This window comes from Streptomyces sp. NPDC107517 (genome assembly GCF_055582645.1).
The window spans coordinates 45,110-60,803 of record NZ_JBVJPM010000030.1; the positions used below are offsets into that span (position 1 = coordinate 45,110).

Annotated in this window: 14 protein-coding genes and 1 pseudogene; 9 read left to right on the forward strand and 6 right to left on the reverse strand. The window is 69.6% G+C overall.

The features are described from left to right. From ACZ67T_RS39095 to ACZ67T_RS39110, 4 genes and pseudogenes are all read right to left on the reverse strand, one after another. Window positions 1–312, reverse strand: a pseudogene (locus ACZ67T_RS39095) (hypothetical protein); the annotation flags it as partial. Between the two features lie 376 nt (window positions 313–688). Then, window positions 689–1,357 carry a hypothetical protein gene (locus tag ACZ67T_RS39100; protein WP_469990832.1) on the reverse strand — a complete coding sequence of 223 codons (669 nt, stop codon included), beginning with the start codon at window positions 1,355–1,357 and terminating at the stop codon, window positions 689–691. 429 nt (window positions 1,358–1,786) lie between these two features. Next, a complete protein-coding gene (locus ACZ67T_RS39105) occupies window positions 1,787–2,971 on the reverse strand; it encodes a damage-control phosphatase ARMT1 family protein (RefSeq protein ID WP_469990834.1) in 1,185 nt (394 codons plus the stop codon). Beyond that, window positions 2,958–3,578 carry a TetR/AcrR family transcriptional regulator gene (locus ACZ67T_RS39110; RefSeq protein ID WP_469990836.1) on the reverse strand — a complete coding sequence of 207 codons (621 nt, stop codon included), beginning with the start codon at window positions 3,576–3,578 and terminating at the stop codon, window positions 2,958–2,960. Before ACZ67T_RS39110 ends, ACZ67T_RS39105 begins: the two co-directional genes overlap by 14 nt. A gap of 198 nt (window positions 3,579–3,776) precedes the next feature. On the opposite strand from ACZ67T_RS39110, the gene ACZ67T_RS39115 reads away from it, so the two are divergent. Further along, window positions 3,777–4,700 carry a class I SAM-dependent methyltransferase gene (locus ACZ67T_RS39115; protein ID WP_469990838.1) on the forward strand — a complete coding sequence of 308 codons (924 nt, stop codon included), beginning with the start codon at window positions 3,777–3,779 and terminating at the stop codon, window positions 4,698–4,700. A 49-nt stretch (window positions 4,701–4,749) separates the two neighbouring features. Then, the gene (locus tag ACZ67T_RS39120; RefSeq protein ID WP_326774098.1) at window positions 4,750–5,115 is read left to right on the forward strand and encodes a PH domain-containing protein; all 366 of its coding nucleotides are present in this window, start codon (window positions 4,750–4,752) and stop codon (window positions 5,113–5,115) included. A 106-nt stretch (window positions 5,116–5,221) separates the two neighbouring features. On the opposite strand, the gene ku is transcribed toward ACZ67T_RS39120, so the two are convergent. Continuing rightward, window positions 5,222–6,343, reverse strand: coding sequence for a non-homologous end joining protein Ku (gene ku, locus ACZ67T_RS39125; RefSeq protein WP_469990840.1), 1,122 nt, complete (start codon window positions 6,341–6,343; stop codon window positions 5,222–5,224). 180 nt (window positions 6,344–6,523) lie between these two features. Between ku and ligD the strand changes: the two genes are divergently transcribed. The 3 genes from ligD to ACZ67T_RS39140 all read left to right on the forward strand — a co-directional run bounded on the left by ligD (window position 6,524) and on the right by ACZ67T_RS39140 (window position 9,138). Then, the gene (gene ligD, locus ACZ67T_RS39130) at window positions 6,524–7,408 is read left to right on the forward strand and encodes a non-homologous end-joining DNA ligase (protein ID WP_326774100.1); all 885 of its coding nucleotides are present in this window, start codon (window positions 6,524–6,526) and stop codon (window positions 7,406–7,408) included. A gap of 89 nt (window positions 7,409–7,497) precedes the next feature. Further along, a complete protein-coding gene (locus ACZ67T_RS39135; protein ID WP_469990842.1) occupies window positions 7,498–8,400 on the forward strand; it encodes an ATP-dependent DNA ligase in 903 nt (300 codons plus the stop codon). Window positions 8,401–8,496: 96 nt separating this feature from the next. Beyond that, window positions 8,497–9,138, forward strand: coding sequence for a DNA alkylation repair protein (locus ACZ67T_RS39140; protein ID WP_469990883.1), 642 nt, complete (start codon window positions 8,497–8,499; stop codon window positions 9,136–9,138). Between the two features lie 12 nt (window positions 9,139–9,150). On the opposite strand, the gene ACZ67T_RS39145 is transcribed toward ACZ67T_RS39140, so the two are convergent. Then, the gene (locus tag ACZ67T_RS39145) at window positions 9,151–9,954 is read right to left on the reverse strand and encodes an NERD domain-containing protein (protein WP_469990844.1); all 804 of its coding nucleotides are present in this window, start codon (window positions 9,952–9,954) and stop codon (window positions 9,151–9,153) included. A gap of 573 nt (window positions 9,955–10,527) precedes the next feature. Here ACZ67T_RS39145 and ACZ67T_RS39150 point away from each other — a divergent pair. The 4 genes from ACZ67T_RS39150 to ACZ67T_RS39165 all read left to right on the forward strand — a co-directional run bounded on the left by ACZ67T_RS39150 (window position 10,528) and on the right by ACZ67T_RS39165 (window position 15,623). Further along, entirely contained in the window at window positions 10,528–11,265 is a 738-nt protein-coding gene (locus ACZ67T_RS39150; RefSeq protein WP_469990845.1) for a hypothetical protein, read from the forward strand. Then, complete coding sequence (locus ACZ67T_RS39155) at window positions 11,262–12,551, forward strand: ATP-binding protein (protein WP_469990847.1); 1,290 nt, start codon at window positions 11,262–11,264, stop codon at window positions 12,549–12,551. The genes ACZ67T_RS39150 and ACZ67T_RS39155 overlap by 4 nt, the downstream gene beginning before the upstream one ends. A gap of 226 nt (window positions 12,552–12,777) precedes the next feature. Then, window positions 12,778–14,151 carry an FtsW/RodA/SpoVE family cell cycle protein gene (locus ACZ67T_RS39160; RefSeq protein ID WP_469990885.1) on the forward strand — a complete coding sequence of 458 codons (1,374 nt, stop codon included), beginning with the start codon at window positions 12,778–12,780 and terminating at the stop codon, window positions 14,149–14,151. Next, a complete protein-coding gene (locus ACZ67T_RS39165) occupies window positions 14,148–15,623 on the forward strand; it encodes a peptidoglycan D,D-transpeptidase FtsI family protein (protein ID WP_469990849.1) in 1,476 nt (491 codons plus the stop codon). Before ACZ67T_RS39160 ends, ACZ67T_RS39165 begins: the two co-directional genes overlap by 4 nt. Window positions 15,624–15,694: the final 71 nt, after the last annotated feature.

A 15,694-nucleotide genomic window follows, 5' to 3' on the forward strand; every position in this document is an offset into this window, starting at 1 on the left:
CGGGGCCTGGTTGTTCTGGTTCACGCCACCCGTGGCACCCGTGGCCTGGTTGTTCTGGTTCACGCCACCCGTGGCACCCGTGGCCTGGTTGTTCTGGTTGACGCCACCTGTGGCACCGGTGGCCTGGTTGTTCTGATTACCGCCGATGCAGGGATTTTGCACGGTGCACGTTTGCGCCGGTGCGGCCTTTGCCTTTGGGGCCTCCTGAGGTGCCGCTGTGGCGGTTGCCGCGCCTGCCCCGAGAGCAAGCGTCGCGGCCACACCGGACGCGGCTATCAGGCGAGGCATGCGACGTCGGATGCTTGTCACCATGATGGCTTCCTTACATGTGAAAGCGGGTTTGCGCTTACCTGTCCCAGACATCGTGGGGCGCTGGGCATCACCGTCGCGTGACGCCAGCGTGACATGGCTGGTGGCCTGCGCCGACGAGCATCTGCTACAGCCGGCTCTCATGGTTTCTCCCCACCGCGTCGCCTCACATCAGCGCCATACCTGCGCTCGATGCCACGTGCCCGGGGGGCAGAGCCGAGGCCCATTCGTCATACCTCACCCCGAAACCGACGGAACCCGCCACGAGACCGTGACGGGTTCGGGTTGCCGAAGGTGATCGGCAGGGTTGTCGGCGTCTTCAGCTGCCCGGCACAGTCTGCTTCTGCTGCAGATTCGACTGCTGGATGGCCGGCGCGAACTAGACCGTGGGCCCGTTTGCCTGGTTGTTCTGGTTGATGCCGCCACGGGCGTTCGCCTGGTTGTTCTGATTGACACCACCAGAGGAACTGTTCGCCTGATTGTTCTGGTTGATGCCGCCACGGGCGTTCGCCTGATTGTTCTGGTTGATGCCGCCACGGGCGTTCGCCTGATTGTTCTGGTTGATGCCGCCACGGGCGTTCGCCTGATTGTTCTGATTGACACCACCAGACGCGCCATTTACCTGGTTGTTCTGATTGACGCCACCAGACGCGTCGATTGCCTGGTTGTTCTGATTGATGCCGCCAGAGGCGTCGATTGCCTGGTTGTTCTGGTTGATGCGGCCGGTGGTCCCGACCAGCTGGCGCGGCACCCCCAAGTGCCCGTCCAGCAGGCTGACGGTGCGGAGGATGCGCTCTGTCTCCGCGTTCGCCTGCCACTCGGCCGTCCGGCTTACACCCTTCGACGCCTTCTCCTCCCGCGCATCTCTCTTCTTTTGCGCCGATTGCTGCGCTTGCGGGGTGACGTCGCCCAACAAACCGGCGACGAACGACCGAGTTCCTCCGTAGCCGGAGTCGTTGTAGGTGGCGGCATAGGCGCTTCCCGAGCAGACAGCGACCAGACCACCGACCGCTGCAGCGGCGATCACGACCTTCTGGAGCATGCGCATGAAATCTTGCCCTCCGTGCGTCCGCAGTGCAGAGTTGCATTACTTATTGCAATGCAATGACTACTTAACGTACATGCGCGCGCAATGGACCTTCCGCCATGCGGCCGTGTCGTACCTATCGATCACTCATTCACCTCTCCAGCAGCGCTTCACACGCGTACGCCGTGAGCCCTTGGCACCCAAAAGACGCATGGGTCGCTGACGAGGAATGCGACGGGGAGTACTTCGTCTACGGCGAGGCCCAGAACCCCGTCCCGGTAGGCCCCGAGTACGTGCCGCACGCCCTGACGATCAGCCCAACAGCCGAGGCCACAGAGCCGGTGAACAGCCGCGCCAGCACTCTGCAACTGCCCACCCGAGCACGCTCAGAAAGGGATTCCCCGCTTCATCACTTCATCGAGGCTCGCCCCGCTCGCACGCCTCTCGTCGTCACTCGCCCCGTACCTGGATCACAGCATGCGTTCCCTTTGTTCGCCAGGATTCGGGTTCCGAATCGTTCAGCGTTCGCTCCGTTTGTTCGTCCAGGCCCACGATCACGTCTGATTTGAGGGTGCGCAGGGCTGCTACAGGGGACGGGAAATAGGAGGTGCAGGTGAGGAATGGGGTTGTGGGGGCTCGGAGTTGGTCGCCCACCAGGCGGCGGTAGTTCAGGTCGCCCTTCAGGATCGTCAGTGTGGCTTTCTCGAAGTACTTCCTCAGGTCGCCCGGCATTGCGGCGTACGGCAGTGGGGCGCAGGCGAACGGATGAGTGAGGAGCTGCAGTCGGCCTGTTGAGGTCGCTCGCCAGAGGCGTTCGCCCGTATTGCCTGCTTCACCCGGGGCTTGTTTCAGGTGGCGTAGGGCGTCGATCACGTCCGTGGGGGTCGCGTCGGAGACGTAGTACGGGTGTGGCTTCACGTGGAGTACCGCTTGTTCCGCGTGTGCGTGGCGCAGGAAGTGGTCGATGAGGAGGAGGTCCGGGACCAGTTCGCGGCCCGCGTTGTCCGCCACCACGTGGACCGTGTTCCCGGCCCCGGGCGGCAGAAGCGACCAGAGTTGCTCCGAGTCGTCCGCCAGGAGGGGGGTGGTGGAGGTGGCTGCGTCGGGGGCGGTCGCCGTCAGTTGGAAGCCGAGGTCAGCCCTGTTGCCCCACAGGGAGCCATGGAGCAGCGCCCGGCCTCGGGTTTCCGGCGGTTCCTGCGCCAGGCGGTCCAGAGCCGTCAGTTCCGCCTGTGCCTCCGGACTCCGTAGTTCCGCCCGTTTGAAGGGGCGGAACGGATCGATGCCCTGCCACGGTCCGGCGGAGTCGAAGTAGCCGACCGCGCCCAGGAGTCTGCGGTAGAAGTAGCTCTCCGCCCACAGGAACGGCGCGTCGAACCACGACCCGCCCACGTGCTCGCCGCTCCCCCACTCCTCCCATTGGCCGCGGTCCCGGGCGCCGGCCGGCAGCGGTTCCATCACGCCGGCCGGATCCGTGCTCTCACCCAGGAGCGCGTCCAGCGCCCGCTGCCGCTCCGGGTCGTACGGGAACGCGTCCCGCACCCGCTGGATGAGCGCCGGGTGCCGTTCGCGCAGCACGCTGTACGGAAATGATCCGGGGGCGTTGCTCCGGATGATGTCGTCAACGTTCTCCATGGGTGATCGATCCTCCCGTCGTCGGGCCGAGCAGCATCGTCACCAGTCTCTCCGTCCGCTCCCCCGGGTCCCGTGCCACGTCTCCCCATGTCGTCATCAACAGGTGGTGGACCGTCCCGACCAGAGCCAGCGCCGTCGACGTCGTGTCCGTGGCCGGGGAGAGACGGCCCCGTTCCACTTCCGCGTCCAGGTACGCAGCGATCGACTGCTGGATCGCGTCGAAGCCCGGGGCCCCCGCCTCCAGGGCCTCGCGGATACGGAGCGACGCCGCCGGGGTCGAGACCGCCAGGCCCGCCGTCGTGGGGTTCAGGGACGTCAGGAGCGCGTAGCCGATCGTCTTCAGGTTGGCCGCGACCGTGGACTCGCCCGCGCGGGCCGGCAGGTCCTCCGCCAGGCGCGCCGTGCGGGCCAAGCGGGCGAGGACGAGTTCCGCGACGAGTTCGTCCAGGCCCGCGAAGTGCTTGTGCAGCAGGCCCTTCGCACAGCCGGCCTCGGTCGTGATCGCCCTGCTCGTCAGGCCGGACGGGCCCTCCCGCGCCAGAATCCGCTCCGCGGCGTCGAAAAGCCGCTCTCTTACGTCGGGGATCGCCACTCCGCGCGGGGACATGCCGCCTGCCTCTTCTCGTCGGGTACGCCATCGGGCCCGGTCGTCATGTCCGGCCATCGGGGGTCGCCTGCCAGGTCCCCACGCCCGCCCTTGCCCTTGCCCTTGCCCTCAGTATGGGCGTCCGCCCATACTCGGTTTGGGCGGACGCCCATTCTACGTCGCCCGTCGGCCGACGCGCCGCTACGAGGGGATTCCGCCATGTCGCACATCGTGAACGCCGATCAGTCCCAGGCCTGGAACGGCTACGAGGGTGAGCACTGGGCCCGCAACCAGGACCGCTGGGACGCCGTGAACGAGGGGTTCAACCAGCCCCTCCTCGACGCCGCCGCGGTCCGCCCCGGTGAGCGGGTCCTCGACATCGGGTGCGGCGCAGGGGCCACCACCCGCCTCGCCGCCCGGCACGCGGGGCCCGACGGGTGCGCGCTGGGGGTCGATCTGTCCGCGCCCATGCTCGCGCGGGCCGAGGAGACCGCTCGGCAGGAAGGGGCGGCCGGGGCCGGGTTCGAGCGGGGCGACGCCCAGATCCACCCCTTCCCCGCCGGGGCCTTCGACGTCGCCATCAGCCGGTTCGGGGTCATGTTCTTCGCCGATCCCGTCGCCGCGTTCACCAACATCCGGCGCGCCCTCCGGCCGGGCGGGAGGCTGGCGTTCATCTGCGCCGCCGAGCCCGAGCGCAACGACTGGCTCCGGGCCGTCGCCGAACTGCGCGGCATTCTGCCCGTCGGCGACTTCGGGGCGCCGGGCGGGCAGGACACTTCGCGCAGCCCGGGGATGTTCTCCCTGGCCGACCTTGACGCGACACGCTGCGTGCTGTCCGACGCCGGGTTCGCGGGCATCGGGGTGAGGCCCGTGGAGACGTACGGGCTGTGGGGACGGGACGCCGCTGACGCCGCCGCGTTCCTGCTCGGCTCCGGCCCCGGGCGGCACCTGACCGAACAAGTCGGCAGCGACGTACGGGAGTTGGCGCACCGCACCCTCACGGACACCCTGAACGCTTACGAGCACGTCAGCGACGGGGGCGCGGGCAGGGGCAGCGAGGTACGCATGAAGAGCGTCGGCTTCCTCGTCGCCGCGCACAACCCTGAAGGGGTCACCCGCCCCCCTGGCCAAGACCTCACCTAAAGTGTGAAGATCCTGTGTCTACGCAGGAGTTCATCATCTGGGGGGCCTCATGGCACTGTTCGGAAACGCTCACACCGTCGACCCCGTCGGCGCGCAGCAGGAGTACGCCAAGCTGTTCGGTCAGGGCGAGCAGGTGCAGGCCGCTTACCTGCTCATCCGCGACACCATCCTCTTCACCGACCGGCGTCTGATCTTCGTCGACAAGCAGGGGATCACCGGCAAGAAGGTGGAGTACCACTCCATCCCCTACCGGAGCATCACGCACTTCGCCGTCGAGACCGCGGGTCACTTCGACCTCGACGGTGAGCTCAAGATCTGGATCTCCGGCACCGCGGCACCCGTCCAGAAGACGTTCAGCAAGGGCGTCGACATCTACGAGGTGCAGGCGATCCTGACGCAGTTCGTGGCCCGGTAAGCAAGACGCGCAGCGGTGGCCCGGCGCCGGCGTCCTCGAACGTACGGACGCCGCCGGGCCACCACCGGCGAACGCGCCACCCCACCCTCTGGCTCCCCCGGCTTCCCTAAGACGCCCGCCTGCGCGACGCCGTCTTCTTCGCCGGTGCCTTCTTTGCGGTCGCCTTCTTGGCCGTGGCTTTCGAAGCGCTCGCCTTCGAGCCACTCGCCTTGGACGTGCCGGCCTTGGCCGCACTCGCCTTCGAAGTGCTCGCTTTCTCCCCGGCCGTCGCCCTCGATGAGGCGGCCGACTTCCTGGCCGTGCTCTTCCGCGCCGTACCGCTCCCGGACGCCGCAGGCTTCGCCCTGGTCGAAGTCGACTTCTTCCCGCCGACCTCCTTCGGTGCCGCACGGGACTTCAGCGGGGTCACCGGGCTCGCCTTCGCCTCCCGTTCCGGCGGCGCCGCGTCGCCGCGGGCCTCCTTGGCCGCCTTGACGCTGCTCTTCAGGGCCGCCATCAGGTCGATGACCTTGCCGCCGCCCTCGGGGGCCGCGGGCGCCTGCACCACGCCCTCTCCGGACGCCTTCGCCTCGATCATCTCCTCGACCGCGGAACGGTAGTCGTCGTGCAGCGACTCCATGTCGACCTCGCCGAGGGTGTCCATCAGCGCGTCCGCCAGGTCGAGTTCGGCCTCGCGCACGGTCACCTCGGTCTCGGGTGCCGCCTCCTGCGGGGCGCGCACCTCGTCGGGCCACAGCAGACCGTGCATCGCGATCACGTCGTCGACGACGCGCAGCATGCCGAGCCGCTCCCGCCCGCGCAGGGCGAACTTGGCGATGGCGACCTTCTTGTTCCGCTTGAGCGCCTCGCGCAGCAGGGTGTACGGCTTCGCCGCGGGAACGCCGTTCGCGGAGAGGTAGTAGGCGGCGTCCATCTGGAGGGGGTCGATCCGGTCGCCGGGGACGAAGGCCACGATCTCGATGGTCCGCGCGGTCGGGATCGGCAGGGAGGCCAGGTCCTCCTCCGTGATGGGGATGATCGCGCCGTCCGCGGCCTCGTACCCCTTGCCGATCTCCGCCGACGCGACCTCCTTCTCCTCCAGCTCGCAGAACTTGCGGTAGCGGATGCGGCCGCCGTCCTCCAGATGGATCTGCCGGAAGGAGATCGAGTGGCTCTCGGTGGCGTTGACCAGCTTGATCGGGATGCTGACCAGACCGAAGGAGATGGCGCCGTTCCATATGGATCGCACGGTGTCCCTCTCTGCGTAGTGCTCTGCCGTGTGCCCTGCGTGATGCCCTGCCGCGTGGCCCTGCTCTGCGCTCTGCCTTAGCCGAGCCCGTCGGCCCACCCCGTCGCCGCAACCGAAGGCGAAGCCACCGCCGCAGCCCTTTGAGATAGCTCGTCACGATTTCCGTGGGATTCTCATCGTATGACGCCCATCACAGAGGTGGAGGGGCGGCGGCTCGCGCTCAGCAACCTCGACAAGGTGCTGTACCCGGCGACCGGGTTCACCAAGGGCGAGCTGCTGCACTACTACGCGACGGTCGCCGGGGCCCTGCTCGCACACCTGTACGACCGGCCCGTGTCCTTTCTGCGCTACCCGGACGGACCCGAGGGCCAGCGGTTCTTCACCAAGAACGTGCCGCCGGGCACGCCGGCGTGGGTGCGGACGGCGGATGTGCCGCATTCGAGGAGCGCGCCGTCCCGCCAGGTCCTCGTACAGGATCTGGCGTCACTCATGTGGGCGGCCAATCTGGTGACGGAGTTCCATACGCCGCAGTGGCAGGCGGACGCGCCCGGACAGGCCGACCGGCTGATCCTGGACCTGGATCCCGGGGAACCGGCGGACGTGGTGGAGTGCTGCGCGGTCGCGCTCTGGCTCCAGGAGCGGCTGCGCGCGGACGGGCTTCACTCCTACGTGAAGACCTCCGGTTCCAAGGGGCTGCACATGCTCGTGCCGCTGGAACCGACGCCGTCCGATCGGGTGAGCGCCTACGCGAAAACCCTCGCGGTGGAGGCGGAGGCCGAGCATCCGGAGCTCGTCGTCCACCGCATGACCCGCAGCCTGCGCCCCGGCAAGGTCTTCGTCGACTTCAGCCAGAACGCCGCCGCGAAGACGACGGCGACCCCGTACACGCTGCGCGCGCGCCCGGAGCCGACCGTGTCGGCGCCGGTGACGTGGGAGGAGGTCGAGGCCTGCACGGACGCGCGGGAGCTGACGTTCCTGGCCGACGACATCGCGCCGCGCCTCGAGACGTACGGGGACCTGCTCGGCCCCCTGATCAACCTGAACCGCGCGGGGCGTGTGCCGTGAGTGCCGCGCCGGGGCTGTCCCGGTGACAGTCCGACGCGAGGGGCGAGCCTCTCCTCACCCGCAAGACCGGCCGGGCAGACCCTGACGGAATGGATGAAAACGAGGCGACCGTGGCCCTGCGCCCGCCGGTCGACGTCATGCGTCCCCAGGCTGTGGACGAAATCCCGGAACAGACAGGCACACCGGAGAGTCTCCAGTACTCGCTCAAACTCGACGGATTCCGCGCCCTGGCCTTCGTCCTCGAAGGCGGCCGGGTCTTCCTGCAGTCACGCTCACAAAGGGACCTGGCCCCGGAGTTTCCCGAAATTGCCGCATATCTCGGAGAACATCTGCCCGCCGGAACCGTACTGGACGGCGAATTGTGCGCCTACCGCGACGGGCGCCTGAGCTTCACCGATCTCCTGCGGTCCCACGCCGACCGCGCACGGTCGGGCATCCCGGTGTCCTATGTGGCGTTCGACATCCTCGCCGTCCCGGGCCGCGACGTCAGGGCCCTGCCCCTGAGGGAGCGCTGGGAACTGCTCGGCGCAGCGCTGCAGGACGTCGGCCCACCCGTGCAACGAGTACTGGCAACGCTCGACGAGGAGACCGCGCACATCTGGTTCCGCGACATAAGGGCTGCCGGCGTCGAAGGAATCGTGGCGAAAGGACTGCGCTCGGCCTATCGGGCAGGAGGAACCCAGGCATGGAGAAAGATCAGGCATGCGGATACGACGGACGGGGAACTCCTCGGAGTCTTCGGCCCGTTGGACCGACCGCAGGCGCTTCTCGTGCAACTCCCCGATGATCGAACCGTGAAGACGTCGCCCCGCTTGACCCCGACGCAGTCACGGCAGATCGGCAGATTGCTGCAGGGCCGCTTGGAGCACCTGACGGACCACCCGGACCACGGCCCGGTGCGGATGCTCACCGCCCCCCTCCTCATCGAGCTGCGCCAAGCGGCCGGACGCCACGAGACCGTCCGCTTCGTGCGCGTGCGGTCCGACGGATGAGATGTCAGTCCTTCGTCGTACGGTGAAATCTCACGTACGGACGGGAGGGCCGAGGTGGCCGAGAAGACGCTGACCGGGACGACGGTCGCCGAGGTGATGGCCGAGCTGGCCGGACTCGAGGACCCGAAGGCACGCGCCGTGAACGAGAAGCACGGCGACGATCACGGCGTGAACCTCAGCAAGCTGCGCGCGCTCGCGAAGCGGCTGAAAACGCAGCAGGACCTCGCGAGCGGGCTCTGGGGGACCGACGACACCGCGGCGAAACTCCTCGCCCTCCTCATCTGCCGCCCCAAGGCGTTCCGGCGGGACGAGCTGGACGCCATGCTGCGCGGGGCGCGCACGCCCAAGGTCCACGACTGGCTCGTGAACTACGTGGTGAAGAAGAACCCGCACGCCGAAGAGCTGCGTCTGGCCTGGTCGGCCGACCCGGATCCGGTGGTCGCGAGCGCCGGCTGGTCGCTGACCACGGAACGCGTGGCGAAGAAGCCGGAGGGGCTCGACCTGCCAGGACTCCTCGACGTCATCGAGGCGGAGATGAAGGACGCCCCGGACCGCCTGCAGTGGGCGATGAACCACTGCCTGGCCCAGATCGGGATCGACCACGCCGGCCTCCGCACCCGGGCGATCGACATCGGCGAGCGCCTACAGGTGCTCAAGGACTACCCGACGCCCCCGGGCTGCACGTCCCCGTTCGCCCCGGTCTGGATCACCGAGATAGTGCGCCGGCAAGCCCGGTAGCGGGCCCTGGCCTCAGACGCGCAGCCACGTACGGCGGTCGCGGGCCATGGCATGCAGGGCCTCGACGTCGGCCGGTTTCAGGACGCCGCCCGTGCGCGCCAGTGACTGGAGTTCGGTGTCGAGGACGATGCGCACGTCCCGTGGGGGTGCCGCCACCTCCACCGTCGTGGCGCCCGCGACGGCCAGGACGGGGCGGACCTCGGCGGTCAGGGCGAAGGACGCGCGGGAGGCGTCCGCGCGGACGCGGCGCAGCAGCGGGTGCGGCTCCGAGCGGCCGGTCATGACCATCGGGTCGGCGACGCGGACGCGCTGCTTGCGGGCCGGAAGCGTGTGCAGCGCGTAGAGGCCGCCGGGCCCGATGAGGAGGTGGTGGATGCGGGCGCCGCCGGGCAGCGGCACGGAGTGCAGCGCGCGCCAGCCCGCCCGCTCGAACGCGTCGAGCGCCCCGCCGACGCACTGCTCGGCCTCCAGGGCGCGGCGCCGCGGGTCACCGCGCAGCCGCCGTGACGGCCCCGGGTCCCGGTCGACGGCGATCTGGAGGGCCTCGCCGGGCCGGTTCGGCGCGAGGTCGTCGTCCGGGTGGAGGGCGAGCCTGGCGAGTTCGACCGGGGTGGGCACCGGGGGCGGACCGACCGTGACCTGGCCGGTCAGGAAGGGCCCGAGGACGTCGAGCACGGCGTCCCGGCGGGCCTCGCTGATCAGATTGACGCGGCCGGCCTCACGGTCGTACCAGGCGACGTTCCTGCCGTCGTCGCCGCAGACATAGAGCCGCTCCCGACCGTGCCGCCAGGTCGGTATGACGCGCAGACCGCTCATGCACCATCACCCCACGACCATGGGAACAGCCCCGGAGCCGCAGGGCAATATGCCGTCCCGCCCCTCGGTGACACCACCGCCCGCAGAGTTTCGGCCCGCTGTTACACAGCTGCCGAATTGCCGTGATGGGGGGTCTTTACGGTGATGAGGTCAGCGTTTACGCCACCTGGTGGAACACACCGCACCGGGAGTAGAGCAGAGGAGACGTTCCGTGAGCACCACCCGTCGAGCATGCCTGCTGGCCCGTGGCACCTTCGTCGCCGCCGTCCTCGGCGGCGCGCTCCTGGTCCCCACGGCCGCGTTCGCGCAGGCCCAGCCCGACCGCGCGGCGACTCCCGTCCCGGCGAGCTCACCGGGTCACAGCACACCGACTCGAACCCGCTGTTCCTGGCGGCGGGCGGCGGCATGGCGGCGGCCGGCGCGGGGGGACTCGCCTTCTCGATGTACCGGCGCGGGCGCACCGACGGCTGACGGTTCGAGGTGCGCCGGGTCCCGCGGGTCAATAAAAAGGAATTCCCCACCAATAAGGTGTCAGTGGAGTGACCGACCGGCACGCGGACAGGCAGGAGTGCAGTGAATTCAAGGCGCACCTGTACCGCGGCGACCGCCGTAACGGCGTCGGCACTCCTGCTCGCGGGATGCGGCGACACGGGCGAGCTGCGCAGCGCGGGTCCGACGTCCACGGCGATGGGACCCGCCCGGCTCTGGCCCACACTGCCGCCGGCGTCCGCCGCGGCCGAGGACTACGGCTCGGGCAAGACCGAAGTGGTGAACGGCATCACCGCCAAGGGTGACGACATTCACCGCGTGAACCCGGTCGACGTGGTCCGCGCGCAGGAGGCGGCCGCCTCGGCGTCACCGAGCCCGTCCCCGTCCCCGGACAACGTCGTAGGGCTGGACGACTGCGGCACGAAAGACAGCGCCAAGTGCCCTGTCCTGAAGGCGTACTACCGGGACCTGACGGGTGACGGCAAGGACGAACTGATCCTCGGGATCCGCCTGCCGAAACGTCAACTAGCCGTTCGCTGCTACAAGTTCGAGAGCCACAAGCTGACGCAGGTCATGGGCACGTCGGACGCGGTCGTGAGCGTGGAGATCGCGGGCCGCGACGTCATCCTGCGGGCGGTGGCGGACCTGCCGGGCTACGAGTACCGCACGGCGTGGTCCTGGGACCCGCACCAGCACGCGATGCTCCCCACCCGGGACGAAATCCTCCGCACGGGCTCCCCGGCGACACCCGCCACAACCCCGCCACCCACCACCGCACCGCCGAAGACCCCGAGGGCAACCCCATCGGCCACCGCCCGATGACCGGACACACAAGCCGAAGCCGCCCCCGCCACCCCGGCCCCACACCCCGGCTCCCCGCCTGGACGGCCACCCTCACCTGGAAGGCCGCGGTCTTCATCACGGTGATGTGCTGCGCACTCGCCGCGCTCCTGGGCGCCCTGGTCCACGTATCGGTCAGCAACCAGACCGTCGGCCAGGCCCGCGACCGCGCGCTGGACCGGCTGGACGAGGCCACGAAGGCGTACGAGGCCGGCGCGAGGCTGGGCCCGCTCGCAGGGGTCGACCCCCCGGACCTGCCCGACTCGCTGCGCCGGCTCGCCTCGGACGGTGAGCGCGGCACCATGGTGAGCAGCAACGCGAAGAAGCCCACGATGTGGGCGGCAGGACCCCTCGACAGGAACCGCGTCCTCGCCGTGGAGGTCGACTACTCGCAGGGCGCCCGCACGATCGACGGCCTGGACAAGGCGATCGTCGGCTCGTCCGTGCTGGCGATCGGAGCGACGCTGCTGGTGGGGGCGTTCGCGGTGACGCGCGTGACGCGGCGCCTGCACGCGACGGCGCGAGTGGCCCGGAGGATCAGCGGCGGGGACCTGGACGCGCGGGTGGGCGATCCGAGGACGAGAGATCCGGCCAGGCACCAGGACGAGGTGGCAGCTGTGGCCGGTGCGCTGGACAGCATGGCGTCGTCGTTGCAGCGCAAGCTGCTCAGCGAACAACGGTTCACGGCGGACGTGGCACACGAACTGCGGACACCACTGACGGGCCTGCACGCGGCGGCCGAACTCCTCCCTCCGGGCCGCCCGACCGAGCTCGTACGCGACCGGGTCGCCGCGCTGCGGACCCTCACCGAGGATCTGCTGGAGATCTCGCGCCTGGACGCTCGCAGCGAGCGCCTGGACCTGGACGACAACTGGCTCGGCCCGCTGGCCGAGCGGGTGGTGCGGGGGTCCGGCACGCGGACGGAGGTGGTCGTGGCGCGGGACGTGTGCGTACTGACGGACCGTCGGCGCCTGGAGCGGGTGCTCGGCAACCTCGTGGCGAACGCGCACAGGCACGGGCGCCCGCCGGTGGTCCTCACGGTGGACGGCCCGGTGATCACTGTGCGGGATCACGGGGAGGGCTACCCGGACTACCTGGTGGAGGGCGGCCCGCAGCGGTTCAGGACGGAGGGCGGCGTGAAGGGCCACGGCCTCGGCCTGACGATCGCGCTGGGCCAGGCGCAAGTGCTTGACGCTTCGCTCAGATTCACGAACGCGGAGGACGGCGGAGCGATGGCGACGCTGACGTTGGACCACAAAAAGCCCTGACGCGCCACCCACACAGAACCCCGTACGGATCCCCACCCGACGCGCCCACCCAGAAACCCCGCACAAATCCCCACCCGAAGCCCTCACCAGACGCCCCCACCCGGAACGCCCACCCGGAACCCCCGCCGGACACACACCCAGTCAGATTAAAGAGACATAGCGGGATTTCCCGGCCATGGCTTGTTACGTTCCCGCCATGACCGGACCGACGGGATCAACGGGACCCATGGGCCCGGCAGGCACAAGAGCCGGCGCCAGCCCTCCCGCGGTCCCCGCTGTCCGCCTCCCGCGGCGCCGTGGCACCGAACTCGTCCTGATCGTCCTGGCCGTCCTGCTCAGCGTCTACGGCTACTGCGACGTAGGACTCGCCAAGAACGGCTCCGTACCGCCCGGCGCGGCCGGCTACGGCGCCGGGCTCGGCGTGCTCGCGCTCGTGGCGCACTGCGCGATCCGCCTGCGCGCCCCGTACGCGGACCCGCTCCTGCTGCCCATCGGCGTGCTGCTCAACGGCCTCGGCCTGGTCCTGATCTACCGGCTCGACCTGGAGACGCCCCACGACCAGGCGGCGCCGATCCAGCTCGTCTGGTCCACGCTGGGCGTGGCCCTGTTCATCGCGGTCGTGGTCCTCGTGCGCGACCACCGGGTGCTCCAGCGGTACGCGTATCTGTCGGCCGTCGCCGCGCTGTTCCTGATGGTCCTGCCGATCTTCTTCCCGGCGGTGAACGGCGCCCGCATCTGGCTCAGGATCAGCGGATTCTCCATCCAGCCGGGCGAGTTCGCCAAGGTGCTGCTCGCGATCTTCTTCGCCAGCTATCTCGCGGCGAACCGCAACGCGCTCTCGTACACGGGCAAGAAGATCTGGCGCTTCCAGTTCCCCACGATGCGGGTCTTCGCGCCGATCCTGGTCTTCTGGCTGATCAGCGTGGGCGTCCTGGTCCTTGAGCGTGACCTCGGGACCTCGCTGCTGTTCTTCGGCCTCTTCATCGTGATGCTGTACGTGGCGACGGGCCGCGGCAGCTGGATCGCGATCGGGCTGCTCCTCGCGGCGGGCGGCGCGGCCTTCGTCGGCGCGCTCGAACCGCATGTGAACAGCCGCGTCCACGACTGGCTGCACCCGTTCGCCTCGATCGACGCGGGCCAGGGGCCCGGCCAGCTCGCGCAGTCCCTGTTCGCGTTCGCGGCGGGCGGCATGCTCGGCGAGGGACTCGGGCAGGGGCACTCGATCCTCATCGGGTTCGCCGCGAAGTCGGACTTCATCCTGGCGACCGCGGGCGAGGAGCTGGGGCTCGTCGGCCTGACGGCGATCTTCCTGCTGTACGCGCTGCTCGTGGAGCGCGGCTACCGGGCGGGGCTCGCGCTGCGCGACCCGTTCGGCCGGCTCCTCGCGATCGGTATCGCGTCGATCGTGGCGCTCCAGGTGTTCGTGATCGCGGGCGGGGTGATGGGCCTGATCCCGCTGACCGGCATGGCGATGCCGTTCCTCGCGCAGGGCGGCTCGTCCGTCGTCACCAACTGGATCATCGTGGCGCTGCTCGTACGGATCAGTGACTCCGCGCGGGGCCAACTCCTGCCCGACAAGGCGCTGGAGGCGGATCGGTGACCCGTTACATCCGCCGGGCCGCGGTCTTCTGTCTGGTGCTGCTCGTCGCGCTGCTGGTCAACGCGGCCCGCGTGCAGATCTTCGAGGCGGACTCCCTCGACGACAACCCGGCCAACCGCCGGAACACGATCGCGCGTTACGACCAGGCGCGCGGCAACATCCTCGTCGACGGCAGGGCGATCACCGGGTCCAGGGATTCCGGCCAGCAGCTCCGCTACGAACGGACCTACAAATACGGCCCGTTGTTCGCGCCGGTGACCGGGTACGCGTCCCAGACGTACGGCACCTCGCTGCTGGAGAACGCCGAGGACGACATCCTCTCCGGCACGGACCCGATGCTCGCCCCGCTCCCCCTGTGGAACGACCTGACGCGCTCGCAGCAGCCGAGCGGCGAGGTGGCGACCACGATCAACGGGGCGGCGCAGCGCGCGGCGTACGCCGGACTGGCCGGGCGCCGGGGCGCGGTCGCGGCGCTCAATCCGGCGACCGGGGCGATCCTCGCCCTGGTGAGCAGCCCCTCGTACGATCCGGGAAAGATCGCCGGGACGGATCCGGCGACGATGTCGGCGTGGACGCGCCTGAACCGCGCGCCGAGTCAGCCGATGCTCAACCGGGCCATCCGGCAGACGTATCCGCCGGGCTCGACCTTCAAGATCGTCACCGCGGCGGCTGCCCTGGACTCGGGCGTCGTGACGGATCCGGACGAGCCGACGGACACGCCGAGCCCCTGGATCCTGCCGGACACGTCGACCGTGCTGCGGAACGAGGGCGAGGGCTGCGAGGACGCGTCGCTCGCGGACGCGATCCGGGTCTCCTGCAACACGGTGATGGCGAAGCTCGGTGTCGAGGTCGGGCTGGAGGGGATGGTGTCGGCGGCGAGGCGGTTCGGCTTCGACGACGCGGGGCTGCGGATCCCGTCGAGCGTCTCGCGGAGCAACTTCGACACGGACATGGACCGTTCGCAGCTGGCGCTCTCGTCGATCGGCCAGTTCAACACGGCGGCGACGCCGCTGCAGATGGCGATGGTGTCGGCCGCCGTCGTCAACGGCGGGGTCCTGATGGCGCCGCATCTGGTCGACAGGACGACGGACAAGAACGGGAACACCCTCGCGCAGACCGGTGCGAAGACGTACCGGCAGGCGATGAACCCGGCCACGGCGACGCAGCTCCAGTACATGATGCAGGACGCCGTGGAGGACGGCACGGGCACGAACGCGCAGATCCCCGATGTGCTGGTGGGCGGCAAGACCGGCACGGCGCAGCACGGCGTGGGCAACAAGGGCACCCCGTACGCGTGGTTCATCTCCTGGGCGCGGTCCCCGGAGCCGGGCAGCCCGGAGGTCGCCGTCGCGGTGGTCGTCGAGGACGCGTCGGCGAACCGTACGGACATCAGCGGCGGCGGCAGCGCGGCGCCGATCGCGCGGAAGGTGATGGAGGCCGCACTCAAGCTGCCCGGCCGTAAGAGAAATTGAGCGATCGGCCCCTGATACCGACAGGTGAAATGACCCGATGCGGCGACGCGTCGGCCGCCTGTCGTGCAGTC